Here is a 12,013-nt window from a genome sequence, read left to right on the forward strand (position 1 = left end):
TAATTATCGTTGCACTTCTCGGATCTCAACTCACGATGCCACACCAAACAAGTTGACCGGGCTCATGTCTCCCTGCATGATCAACAGGGTGAATCCTGACGAGAAGCGCATTGCCTTGCTCATTGATGCCGATAACGCACCAGCGTCGAAGATTGATCTCGTCCTTGCCGAAGTTGCACGTCACGGCGTGGCCAACGTGCGGCGGGCCTATGGGGACTGGAAGAGCCCCTACCTGCAGCAATGGCAAGCTGCTCTCCATCCGTACGCGATACGGCCCATGCAGCAATTCGCGTACAGCACTGGAAAAAACGCGGCCGACATGGCGATGGTGATCGATGCTATGGACCTGCTTACGGCAGGCTCGGTGGATGGGCTCGCCCTTTTTTCGAGCGACGCCGACTTCACCCCGTTGGTGATGCGCATCTTGGCGGATGGTCTAAAGGTGTATGGATTTGGAGAGAGAAAAACGCCGGAGCCGTTCGTTAACGCTTGCTCGCTGTTCACTTATGTCGAGGGACTGGGGCAACCCCACACCATCCCTGATAAGTCTTCAGACGGGCTTGGTGGAACGAAGGAGATGCGCGGCGACGCCAGACTCGTGCTTCTGGTACGCAACGCTGTCGAAGCTGCTAGTGGAGATGATGGCTGGGCGCACCTCTCCGCAGTTGGAAATCAAATAGGTAACCAAGCATCGCTGGACCCCCGCAACTATGGCTATCAGAAGCTGAGTGACCTCATTGAGGGAATAGGCCTGTTCGAACTCAAGCGGGGGAATCAGCAAGTTCTCGTTCGGGATAAGCGAACCTTGAGATAGAGCACTTCCGGGTGGGGACCCATCCAACATCGGCTCGCTGCGATGGCTTGCAACCTGAATGCACATCCCTGTCCTGCTCGCACCTTGGGTGCTTGGCAGCGACCACTAACCCCAACCGTCAATGATCTTCTGTTCCTCACGAGTCGGACGAGGAGCTGCGGGCACGTGCTTGGGCCACCACCGTTTGACCACATGGACGGGTGCATCGTGCTGGCCTTCCCACCTTCGCGGCGTCCAGAACCGAAATAGGGATTCGTCCGAATTGGATACGTCGATCAGCTGAGACCGGATGCTGACCGGCTGCGAGGGAAGGTATAGCCTCTCCGCAATGCTGTCTCCCGCGCGAGCGATCGCGAAGCTATGCGCATTCGCGAGGATCGAACTGTTGAGGTCGATCGTTTCGCTCGTCGTTAGCATCGAGCCAGGCTCCAAGGGAGGCTCCAGATCACGTCGGTACAAAGCAAGCACTGCATGGGGGCCCAAAGGGAAGGCCAAAATCGGAGCGCCCCACACCCCACCTCCTATCGCGGGATTGGCCATGTACTCATGTAGCTCGATGACAGGCTCATCACAAGTAATTAGCGCCCTTCGAGTCCTATAGAGGGTCACATGGCGTGTCATGAGGATGCCGGCGACATGTGTCGCTGTTTTTGCTGAAGACTCCAGGTCTTCTTTCCGTGGGAGCGGCAGTTGCGAAGGATCGGCGCGGAAACGTTCGACATCCGCAACAAGCTTTTCGAGGTCCTCGGAGGCGAACGACCGGTCACCGGCGGACAATTCGCGAGCGAGATCTCCAGGTCCGCCGATCTCCAGGACCCGGGCCATCTGCTCGGCAAACATCGCACGCCGGCGAAGACGCGCAAAACGGCCGCGCGTCATCTGCACAGCCAGAAAAAGACATAGCCATTGATGCGTTTCGTCGTCCATAGCCCCCAGACCGGCAGCATCGACGCGTGCGATCGATGCCGCGGCCTTCTCCTCTACTTCCGAAAGCCACGCTTCCCAATAGACGGGAGACGTCTCATCGTCCGGCTCATCAAGTCGATAGAAGTCTGTCTCCAACGCAGCCTGGACTGGAGAGACTTCATAGGCGTTCCGCCCGCGCAGAAGGTCAACGACTCTTACTCGCCCATCGACAGCCCAGCGCTCAAGGTAGAACCGGGGGACGAGATGATGGCGTCTTGGCTCCTGCCCCGCCGCTGTCATCGCAGCGGCCCGCGCAGCTGCCGTAGTCCACAGGTCGTAGGTAAGGTCTGACCCCATCTTAGGAGCGTATCCGGAGACAACAGCACTGGAAGAACTGCGCCTGGCTAACCGTCATTCCGACTACGCGCACAGCTTGGGAACCGGGACCCCCATTTCGGCAGGAGGAGTCAAACATAGATGGCAATCGGGACGACCTTGAGCGAAGGGCCTTCCACTCTGGCCGAGAACTTCGGTTCGAAAGCCATGGCCCCCGTCATCTTGGCATCTGCGATGCCGGCGTCAAGCTGCTTTTTCAACTTCCCCATGAGCTTGTCGATACTCTCAGGAGGAATCGAGCTGAGAAGCTTGTTCCTCTCCAGAGTGGGTCGATCCATATCAATTTCGGCTGTTACTTTGCCGAGGACCGTGAACCGGCCGTCCAAGATTCTGTCTGAGTCTTCCACAGTGAAAAAGGATCGATCGCACATGGTGATGACGGTAACAGCCTCCACATCCGGGCTCCCCAACCGGCCGAAGAACTCCTTGGTATCCTCACTGCGGAAATCCGTGCGAACGGCGGATGTTATGGCCTCCGCGAGCTCCGTCTGCGTCTGGACTCGCATTCTTGTTTTTTCGAAGTAGCCCTCGCGCGCCTCATGGTCGCTCCAGTCTCCATCGAATGCTTCCAGTGCCTGCTTCTTCACTTGGTGACGCACAATTGCAGACACTAGCTCGGGCGTGAGTACATCCAGGAAGACTGCCATCTGGTCGGGAACGAATTCAGTCTCAAATTCGACGAAATCGCCTACCTTGAGGTCTTCGGCTTCGGACAAACCGGAGATTGAATGCAGCAAGCCAAAGTTACGCAATGATTCGCGAACGACGTGAAGATAGTAGGCCTGGGTATACTCCCAAACCGAGGTCCGCTTCCCCGACGTGGAATCCTTGTCTGCACTCCCAGCGGCTGCAGCGAGTTTGCCCGCCACCTCAGCACCAGATCCGAACCAACCTACGCTGCCCTTGATCTGACCGCTGCCCTCGACGCTACGATTTTCCGACCGTTCATGGGAACCACCTTCTTCCAAGGTGTTCCCCTTAACTAGCGGCTGGCGGTAAAGCTGCTGCAGGATTCCGCTGACGTAATCGGGATTCTGGTAGATCGTTACAGTTGGAAGGGGCGGAGTGGTCCCATCGGATCCGCTATCATCCCCGGGACCCGTTTTCGTCTTCTCAGCCATGGTGTCCTTTGGACTAGTGGAAGTTTTGGAATAAGCCTAACGGAGGTACCCATCTGAGAAGTTTCGCCGGAGACCTGCAGGCAGGCGGCTTGGTCTGCTGGCCTTCACCGCAGCGTCGAGGTCCGCCCTCACGCTCACTGTTCGCCCGCGAGCTCAGGGCAGCGCTGCTTCCACGCGATGGATGTCGCGCGCATTTTCGACGGCAAGTCGGCCACCGCTCATGCCTTCACGCATACATGTTTAAGGACATAGACCCGGTGGAATGCGAATAACACTGTGAGCTACGGTGCTGCGATCCTTGCATTACCAGGCAGAACGGTGCGAACACCACATGAATACCAGGCCGGACTTCCGACTGTTTAGGCGCATGGATATGCCAGGAGACAGCAGCCTGGTGTGGACGGATAATGAGCGGCTATGGAACCAAATGCTGAGGTTTCCCGCGGTCCGTGCCCTGGGGAAGAGTGGGCCTACATGCTGCGTGACGATGCGCCGTCCGAGCGAGTGCACATCGTGGCGGTGCACCAGGAGGGTCGAAGATTCCGGGTCGACATCCGGCACCTGGACGGCCATCCAGCGGGCAGGGAAGAGAACGTCCCTCGCTCGCGGCTCAAGGTGCCGTGGGAAGACGTAGTCCCGTACGATGCCGCAATGGATGGCTGGAGGCGGCTCAAGGCCGAGTCCATCGACGACCATGAGGCGTCGGCCCTGTGGGCGGCCCTTGAGCTGGTTATACCTTCGGAGGTCGCTGAGCTGTCTGTCGCTTCAAGCGACGACGCGTTGACGGTCCACGATCACGTCGCCTTCGAAACGCTCACCGGACAGACCGTGGCCGACTTCCAGGCCCGATTTTCCTGGCTGGTTCACGACGGCGAGGTGGTCCTGTCGCCGCGTGCGGCGCTGGCTGTCGTCGAGCTGGCCTGCCGGAAGAACCCGGCCCCAATCCTTGACCTCGTCATGGCTGAGGAAACAGTGGCTCGGGAAAAGTCCAAGCGGGGAGGAACCATTGAAGACTGGGAGACCCGGGAAACGGTAGCCACTTCAGCCGAGTTTGAATATGACTATTACCTGCGCCGCCAAAAGCCCATTCATGAGATCCTCCGGCAATGGTGCGGTTACGGCTCGGCGACTGCCCATGAACGGCTCTTGGCTGCAGAAGCGGAAGTCAATCGTCTCGACGTCCTCCTGACCTGGGCGGCGGACCACATCCGCAGGACTGACAAGAGCGCAGCCGAAATGATTGAGAGGGAGCACGAGACGGACCGCATCACCCCTTACTCCATCCGCCCGGTTCCCCAACGTCCGCTGAAACCTCACGAAATCCCGCGGATAGAAGTACCCACCCGCCGCCGCTGGTACCGCTGACACATACCTACTAACAGCAGCCGTCGCCGAGGACCGGGTGGGTGAGTACCTGTGTGATGCAGATGGCGGTCGAGCCCGATCCCGAAGACGACGATGCGGTGTCTATTCGCCGGTGGTTTCCCGAGAGCGCGCATGAACGAGTGGAAGGCGCGACGATCGGAGAAGCCGCGAGCCGCCGCCACGTGGTTGGTTGGTTGCCGGTCCGGCACGCCCTGAGCACCGGTATCACTCTTCGGAGGAGACCATGTGGCGCGCGTCGTAGACGAGGTGCTCCTCCCGGCTCAACAGGGCAACGTCGATGATCGTCATCGTCGGGAGCGGAAACTCGGCGTTGTCGGCTGCACGCATCCTCTTGTATGGCGTCAGCCAGACGACACAGTCCACGCTGGAGCGCATCATCGCATCGACGAACGCCGAGTCGGCGAACCAATAATGAGGTCGGCCCGTACCGGGAGGCCCGAACGCTCCCAAGGTCTCGAAGTATGCCGTGGACTCGTCGAAGACGAGGAACCCGAGGTCGTACCCCGGTCGTTCGGCCCGGTAAACCTCCGCTTTGCTTGCGTGGTCCAACACCGTGCGCGTGAACTGGCCGATGTAGGCCCCGTAGTTATGGTCCTGGTCTGTCGGAAGCCCGCTGCTGACCGATGCGAAGACTCGTACATCCGGATGGACATCGAGCCCGGCCTCCTTGAGTTCACGAAGTACCGCGCCCTCGTGCGCCCGCGTCTTGTCCTTCTTGCCCGGCCGCGGATGGTCGTCCACGGCCATTGCCTCGAGAAGGAGCGACGCGGCGGGGTCCTCGAAGTCGGGTCGCTCGCGCTGAGAGAGACCTCCGCTTCGAAGAGATTCTAGGAACCGATGCGCAACGTCGCTCTCCGCGGGGTAGAAGCACACGTCCGCATCTTCGATGCGTGATGCGAGATCGACCATGTCGTGCTCGTCCTTGTAAGCGAGCTTCATGCGCGTTCCGTCCTCTCTCCGCTGGTCTTCGAGCGGGTTGGCCACGGCGTACAGGTCATGTGTCGAGAGGCACTTGCCCCCGTGGAGACCAGCTCAGCTATTGCTGCCTTCGATGATCGCATCCACCTCGGCGAGCACGGCAGCCACATCCGACTGGCTGAGCTCGTCGACGAAGAAGATTCGACTGCCTATCTTGTTGAGCGAGGTCCCGACGACGAGACCCCTTGCGCGGTCCGCGATCCAGAACCGATCGTGGAAGTCGTGCGACTCCACCACGGTGATGTCGAGATCCAGGCCTTGGGCGTGCAGCTGATCCAGGACAGCCACGCGCACTGTGTCGTCGTTCTGCGTCGGGCTCACGATCGCGGTGATGCGCAGGCCTTTCGCGAGAGCCGGCGCGATCATGCCCACTACCGAGTCCGCGTAATCCTTGCTGTCGCGTTTCCGGGAGCTCGTGAACAGGTATGGATCGGTGATGATGAGGTCATCGGCCGGCGCGAGCTTGCTCATGCGGTCCGACATCCGCTGTTCCGCGGTCTTCGGCGGCTCCTTGGGAGAGATGTCCTCTTGGAGCCAAGTCATGTTCAAGAACGAACTAGGTCCCTCCTTAACAAGTCGCTCCTGGATCTCTTCGAGCGAATAGTCAGTCCGCCGGAATAGCATCCGGTAACCGAGCCCCTGGGCGTGCGAGAGGAGTTCAAGGCAGTCGTCGTGCGTCAACGGTGGGTCGAATTGAAACGAGTTCCACGCGCCGTAATGGCGGAACTCTCCGTCGTCATCGAACTCAACTGGTTCGGACGTCGGCATAGGGCCCGCACTCGTGCTCGCACCTGGAAGTGGATCGGTCATACCCGCACCTTATCGGCAAATGAGCCAACGAAGTCCTGTTCGATATGCACGCGCCTTCGGAGGTCCCAAGGGGGCTCGCTGCGAATGGATCCGCTCTCCAGATATCTGCCAGAATATTTCTGCATATTTTTGTTGACTTCTAATTCTAACGATTCTAGGATTGGCCTATGGAACAGTTGGCCCGCCCCGAGACAGAACCGCTCCTCGGACGGGTCCGGGTAGCAAGAGGGCTGACGCAGAGCGCACTGGCAAAACAGGCGGGAATCTCCCAGGCGCTCCTTTCCAAAGCCGAAAGCGGCCTCGCCGAGCTTGACCCAGACCGAGCTAGATCAGTGGCGTCGGCCTTGGATGTCCCCGAGTCCGCACTGACAGTGCCTGTTTCCGCGCTCTCCGCGAGTATCGTCTTCCATCGAAAACGCGCCACCATGCCGGTCTCCAAAGCGAACCAGGTCCGCGCAATCCTTGACCTGGCCCAGCTGCAGGTAGCCGCCATCCTGGCCGACAGGCGTCCCCCGCTGAAGATTGAGCGGACGCCTCTACCCGAAAATGGCTATACAACCCCTGAGGACATCGCCAAGTCTTTGCGCAAACAGCTTGAGCCCGGGACCGGGCCGATCCGAAGCGTTGTCGCAGCCCTTGAAGACGCAGGGGTTCCCATCGTGGTGCGAGATCTGGAGTCGGCGCAGATCGACGCCATCTTCAGCTGGCCGGCCGACGCCCATCCGCTGGTGATCCTTAGTGACAGGGCCCCCGCGGACAGGCAACGTTTCACCCTCGCCCATGAGCTGGGCCACGCCGTAATGCATCAAGTTCCTTCGGAGAACCAGGAAGCCGAAGCGGACAGATTCGCTTCGGAATTCCTCATGCCGGCACGGGGAATCCGCGAGGAGCTGACTTCGGTCAGCATCCCCTTATTGGCGCGATTGAAACCAATCTGGAGGGTCTCCATGGCCGCGCTTCTGCGCCGAGCCAGGGACCTAGGACAAATCACCGAGTCCCGATACAAAAGTCTGTCGATCGAGATGTCCGCTGCAGGGTACCGCAAGAACGAACCTGTTTCCATATCTTCGGAGATGCCCGGTCTCATCGGGGCAGTCCTGAGGGAAAGGATGAACGCAGGAGAGACCATCGACAGCTTGGCTGCCGATGCCCACATGACGCCAGAAGAATTTCGGACCACTTACGGAGGGACGCTCGCATGAGCCCATCTGACCAGCTGACCACCCTTCGCCCAGCCGCAGCTGCCGCGGCGGGGTCAAAATTTGCCACACGCACCCCGGCCGAACTGACCAGGGCTGCGGCGTTGCTCCGAGGGCGGATGCTGACACTGACCAGCGCAGATGCACCCCTGCTGGCCCCTCTCCTTGATGCAGAGACCGGCGGCATGATACTCACGGGAACTTCAGGCTATGAAGAGCTGAAACCTCTACAGCGACAGAATCCGGGCCTGCTGCTGGCAATGGAGCCGATTTCCGTCACAAAGTACACGGCAACATTCGACAAGCCGTTCCGGCTCTCGACGGACGGCCTCTTCGACCAAACCTTGGCCGAGTTCCTTGAGGGCCAGGCTTCGGCAGGCGCGGCAATCACCGTTACACCAACAGGCTTCTTTCCGGCCGGTGACGCCGACCCGCTCAAGGAGGCCGTCAAGGAAGCGAACATCCACGGCAGGGACGACACCGTCTTGACCATGCCGGTCCACCCCCGTTGGCTTAAGAGCGAGAGTGTTGGACAGCTCATTGCCATTGCGAAGACAAGCATCCACCCCGTCGCATTGGTTGTTTGCAACAGCTACTCAGATCCCCTGGACGAAAAGGGCGTCCCTGCGGGCTACCGGCGTTTCTTTGCCGAAGTCCCTGGTGCGATTGCGTGGCGGACGGACATGGCCGGCTTTGAAGCCATGTCCCAAGGAGCCTTGGCGGCAGCGATTGGAGAGCTACCCAGCCAGCGTCGCGGCATCGTGCCAGGCCACGGCCCGCGTTCGTCCGACAAATCCGACCGGTCTCCCCACGTTCTTTTGCCCGGCCTGCTCCGATATGCCCGAACCAGCGCGATGACCCGTAACTGGTTTGCATCCAAAGCTGCCCCGAGTTGCGATTGCACTCACTGCGGAGGCCGAACCTGGGACAGCTTCACAGGTTCACCCGAAGACAAGTTGGCAGCGCACCGTCATAACCTGGGCATCGTCACGAGCATGTTCAAAGACATGGGCTCACTGACTGCCGAGAGCCCCAAGGCCTGGTGGCGGCGGCAGCTTTCCCAGGCCGAGATCGAACACGAGGCGCTTTCGGCCAGCACCTCAGTCAAGATTGGACTTCCTGGCCCTTTGAAAGCCTGGCTGCGCCTCGACTAATGGCTCAGCCTGCCGTTTCCTGGACCAACTGCCATGCTTCCAGGAATGACTCGGCAAACCTCCATGAAGCGCCAGTGAAACGCTCGGGCACAAAAGGAGCGGGTTCAAGAATCCAGTCAAGTCCGTCCCCGCCGTTTCGGCCCAGAGCAATTCCCACACCGTAGAAATGGGCCTCAAGCAGCAGCATGTCTTCATCAGCGGGCATTGAGGCCAAGAGGATGGAACGCCGGCAGTAAGGGGCGAATTTCGTCGCGTGCGTCAGCGCAGTCATCCAGTTCCTGCCCGGCACCATCACGTGCTGCACCGAAGCCGGAGGAACAGCTAGTCGATGCACCGTCGGCCTCCCGTTGCCGTCCGTATCGAAGTGAACAAGGCCCGGGCTCAACCGTCGCAGTTTGTCCCGCTCCCGCCGTGACAGCACAGCCTCAGAGACTGCCTCGTCAAGTGGCACGCGCAAAAGGATGTCCAACGTTTCCAGTTCGTGGGGAACGACGATAGAACCAAGTGACCGGCGACGCTGAACCTCTTGCGTGTGCGGAACCACCTCTGCGTAAACCCAAGTCCCGGCGCACTTGATCTTCACCTGCGGAGTGACCGCGACATCGACCTCTGTTGTCCCGTTTGCATTCATCATCGGCGTTCCTTTCCTCTCTCTGGCTCCCTCTCGCCACCCATGGTGGGGTTTGAATCCCGCGCGGCGACGGACAGCCTGGACACAGCTTCCCAGAAAGGATGCCTCAGCCGGCGGAAGTACAGCGCGCGGCTGCCAGACTCCTGCGGTTCCTTGGCAATTAGTCCGACCGTGAACAGATCAACAAGCAATCTATGCACCGTGCTCCCGGGAATTCGTGACCTTAGCGCAAGCTGGGACCCCGTGAAAGCCCCGTCCATGGACACGATCGTTCCAGCCAACTGCAGCATGAACCTATTGCCGAAGAGTGTTTTCGACCAAGCCTGCTCGACGTCAATCGATACTTCCATGACCGCCACCATATTTCATATTCCAGAAAACGAAAAATGCGTCCGAGCTATGAACCTGCGACTGAACTGCATCCTGGTCCAGCCCCGGCGACCTGGCCGGACGTCCGTCGGAGACCACGTCGCGATCTGAAGCGGCCGTGTTGCAGACTCATGGAACTAGAGGACTGTTGAGCCGCCCGAAAGTTTGGTGCACCACATGACTACTTAAGGTCACACCCCCGGAGGAATGCGAATAACGGCGTGATCGACGGTACTGCGATCCTTGCAATCTCAGGCAGAACGGTGCGATCACCACATGCACGTCTGGATCGGCCTTATGACCGTTCAGGCGCATGAGTCTGCCAGGAGACAGCAGCCGGGGCATGGACCGATAATGAGCGGCTATGGAAGGCATGACGAAAAGAAAGAACCCCGACAGCCTGGGCTGTCGGGGTTCCGTCGAGGCCTGTCAGGAGCCGCTGATCTTCCCTGCCGCGATGAGCTGCTGGGCGCGCTGCTGCTGCTCATCGTCGCCAAAGCGCGCCACCGCCGTCATCAGGTCCATGCCGTCCTCAAGTCCGCCATAAATGTCCTCCAGCCGCTCGCGCGAGCCGCCGAGCAGGCTGATACCACCCAGCGCGTTAATCTGCTCGAGCTGCAGGTACGCGCGGTACACGAGGTCGACCTGCACACCGTCATCGGCGGTGAAGGGGTTCGGGACGTAGTCGGCGTCAGGCGTAAGGCCATCCGTGTCGAGGCCCAACTGGGCCAGCTCGTTCTTGTTCATGGATGCTTCTCCTTGGTTTTGGGACTGTCACTCGGCTGTGACGACTCTCGATCTGAGACCGTCAGGATGCCCCCGGCCGGGCTCCGCCTGGCTGGAACGCCAGCGGGCCGACCACGACGATCACACTGCTTTGGACGTCACTTACCTGGCGTACCAGGACGTCATCGACGCCTTTCAGCATACCGATGGGTGGACCAGCAAGCGTGGCATGCAGAAAGCGAATGAGCAGTTGGCAGGGGCCTGCCGGGAGGCAGCAGCCCCATTTTGTCACATTTGCATAACGGCCTGTCGGAACCCCTTGGGTTCAGGGGCTTGCGTACTATACCCCGCGCGGGGGTATATTCGAGGTGTTGTCAGTGAAGTGGTATGTCCCGGCCGGTGCCCCACGCCGCCTTTCACAGCCGTTCTACCCCAGCGACCATCGATCCTTCGTCTTCAAGGAATGGAAACTGACATGTGTGGAACTGAAATCCGTACCGAACGGCCTCTCGTTTCAGCCGCCTCGGGCTGCTCCTGCTGCTCAACCGAAGCTTCCTCCGCGCCCGCCACAGATGTCGGCGCCAACGGCGCCGTATTTGCAGTCGAGGGCCTGGCCTGCTTGCATTGCGTGCAGACCGTCCAGAAGGCCGTGTCCGCCCTTGAGGGTGTGGAGTCTGCCTCTGTTGACCTTGTTCCGGGCTGCCGTTCCCGTCTGACTGTCGGCGGCAAAGCCGACGACTCCGCTGTGCGGGAGGCTGTTACCTCCGCCGGCTACACACTCATCAGCAACTGACCTCCCCAGGCCTCCCCTGGCAGCAGGGGCCGTGCTGATCCGTGTCCACGATTGTGGTGGCACTGAACGCCCAGTTGCTGCGGAGCGTGAAACTCAATCCCTCCCAGGCACGTTGAACAAGAGGCTGTGACCCGGCATGCCGGTAGGCTTAAGGCTCTGGACAGCCTGCACGGAAGGGAGGAAACATTGTGAACTCATTATCTCGTGGACCCTTCAGCGCGTTCTTCCTTCGTGCAGGCTTCCTGACCGCGGCCCTGGCCATCATCGCCGGTATCTTCGGCATGCACATCATCACCGGCGCGCACCATATGAGCGCCGCGAACAGCATGCCGGCGCCGGCGGCCCAGTCAACCGTGCACCTGGAAAGCCTTCCCGCCGGCCACTCCCAACCACCGGGGATGTCCACGGACGGGGCGGTGGTTGCCCAAGCGGCAGCGGGGGCGTCTTCGTCCTGCGCCCCTGACGGGTCCTGCCCCGAGATGTCCGCCGGCGGCAACGCCTGCGTGCTGTCCCCGGGAAGCACCTCGCTTTCGGCCCCTGCGCCGGGAACAGCGCCCTATGCCTTACCGGACTTTGGTGCGGCGGCGGCAGCCAGCACGAACTATTCCTACTCACCGGGCAGCCCTTCTCCCGGTGACCTCTGTATCAGCCGGACGTAAACCAGCACGACGCGCCGTGTCCTTCCCGGCGCGGCTTCGAGCTACCTCGGCACGCATAAAACAGGCCGCCC

13 protein-coding genes are annotated in these 12,013 nt (G+C 60.4%); 6 read left to right on the plus strand and 7 right to left on the minus strand.

The features are described from left to right. The first annotated feature begins 76 nt into the window (after positions 1 to 76). Positions 77 to 814: an NYN domain-containing protein gene (locus ACIQF4_RS11910; RefSeq protein WP_400517118.1), complete on the plus strand. Its 738-nt coding sequence runs from the start codon at positions 77 to 79 to the stop codon at positions 812 to 814. A gap of 105 nt (positions 815 to 919) precedes the next feature. On the opposite strand, the gene ACIQF4_RS11915 is transcribed toward ACIQF4_RS11910, so the two are convergent. Together ACIQF4_RS11915 and ACIQF4_RS11920 are read right to left on the minus strand one after the other, a co-directional pair. Next, complete coding sequence (locus ACIQF4_RS11915) at positions 920 to 2,077, minus strand: DUF4238 domain-containing protein (RefSeq protein ID WP_400579968.1); 1,158 nt, start codon at positions 2,075 to 2,077, stop codon at positions 920 to 922. Between the two features lie 110 nt (positions 2,078 to 2,187). Beyond that, positions 2,188 to 3,237, minus strand: a complete 1,050-nt coding sequence (locus ACIQF4_RS11920; RefSeq protein ID WP_400517117.1) for a hypothetical protein — start codon at positions 3,235 to 3,237, stop codon at positions 2,188 to 2,190. Between the two features lie 474 nt (positions 3,238 to 3,711). Here ACIQF4_RS11920 and ACIQF4_RS11925 point away from each other — a divergent pair, with 474 nt between their 5' ends. Next, positions 3,712 to 4,602, plus strand: coding sequence for a hypothetical protein (locus ACIQF4_RS11925; RefSeq protein ID WP_400517116.1), 891 nt, complete (start codon positions 3,712 to 3,714; stop codon positions 4,600 to 4,602). 225 nt (positions 4,603 to 4,827) lie between these two features. Here ACIQF4_RS11925 and ACIQF4_RS11930 read toward each other — a convergent pair whose 3' ends face one another. Then, positions 4,828 to 5,607 carry a hypothetical protein gene (locus ACIQF4_RS11930; protein ID WP_400517115.1) on the minus strand — a complete coding sequence of 260 codons (780 nt, stop codon included), beginning with the start codon at positions 5,605 to 5,607 and terminating at the stop codon, positions 4,828 to 4,830. A gap of 48 nt (positions 5,608 to 5,655) precedes the next feature. Next, on the minus strand, positions 5,656 to 6,411 hold the full coding sequence (locus ACIQF4_RS11935; protein ID WP_400517114.1) for a hypothetical protein: 756 nt from the start codon (positions 6,409 to 6,411) through the stop codon (positions 5,656 to 5,658). A 167-nt stretch (positions 6,412 to 6,578) separates the two neighbouring features. Between ACIQF4_RS11935 and ACIQF4_RS11940 the strand changes: the two genes are divergently transcribed. Both ACIQF4_RS11940 and ACIQF4_RS11945 read left to right on the plus strand, forming a co-directional pair. Next, positions 6,579 to 7,613: an XRE family transcriptional regulator gene (locus ACIQF4_RS11940; protein ID WP_400517113.1), complete on the plus strand. Its 1,035-nt coding sequence runs from the start codon at positions 6,579 to 6,581 to the stop codon at positions 7,611 to 7,613. A 116-nt stretch (positions 7,614 to 7,729) separates the two neighbouring features. Continuing rightward, positions 7,730 to 8,764 (plus strand): hypothetical protein, encoded by a 1,035-nt coding sequence (locus ACIQF4_RS11945; RefSeq protein ID WP_400517112.1) that lies wholly within the window; start codon positions 7,730 to 7,732, stop codon positions 8,762 to 8,764. A 4-nt stretch (positions 8,765 to 8,768) separates the two neighbouring features. Here ACIQF4_RS11945 and ACIQF4_RS11950 read toward each other — a convergent pair whose 3' ends face one another. The 3 genes from ACIQF4_RS11950 to ACIQF4_RS11960 all read right to left on the minus strand — a co-directional run bounded on the left by ACIQF4_RS11950 (position 8,769) and on the right by ACIQF4_RS11960 (position 10,511). Next, the gene (locus ACIQF4_RS11950; RefSeq protein ID WP_400517111.1) at positions 8,769 to 9,398 is read right to left on the minus strand and encodes a hypothetical protein; all 630 of its coding nucleotides are present in this window, start codon (positions 9,396 to 9,398) and stop codon (positions 8,769 to 8,771) included. Continuing rightward, a complete protein-coding gene (locus tag ACIQF4_RS11955; RefSeq protein ID WP_400517110.1) occupies positions 9,395 to 9,745 on the minus strand; it encodes a hypothetical protein in 351 nt (116 codons plus the stop codon). The genes ACIQF4_RS11950 and ACIQF4_RS11955 overlap by 4 nt, the downstream gene beginning before the upstream one ends. A 448-nt stretch (positions 9,746 to 10,193) precedes the next feature. Continuing rightward, positions 10,194 to 10,511, minus strand: a complete 318-nt coding sequence (locus ACIQF4_RS11960; protein WP_191079116.1) for a hypothetical protein — start codon at positions 10,509 to 10,511, stop codon at positions 10,194 to 10,196. 454 nt (positions 10,512 to 10,965) lie between these two features. Here ACIQF4_RS11960 and ACIQF4_RS11965 point away from each other — a divergent pair, with 454 nt between their 5' ends. Together ACIQF4_RS11965 and ACIQF4_RS11970 are read left to right on the plus strand one after the other, a co-directional pair. After that, positions 10,966 to 11,283: a heavy-metal-associated domain-containing protein gene (locus tag ACIQF4_RS11965; RefSeq protein ID WP_191079117.1), complete on the plus strand. Its 318-nt coding sequence runs from the start codon at positions 10,966 to 10,968 to the stop codon at positions 11,281 to 11,283. 188 nt (positions 11,284 to 11,471) lie between these two features. Next, positions 11,472 to 11,942 (plus strand): hypothetical protein, encoded by a 471-nt coding sequence (locus ACIQF4_RS11970; protein ID WP_400517108.1) that lies wholly within the window; start codon positions 11,472 to 11,474, stop codon positions 11,940 to 11,942. Positions 11,943 to 12,013: the final 71 nt, after the last annotated feature.

Source organism: Pseudarthrobacter sp. NPDC092202, assembly GCF_044755505.1.
Taxonomy (GTDB): domain Bacteria; phylum Actinomycetota; class Actinomycetes; order Actinomycetales; family Micrococcaceae; genus Arthrobacter.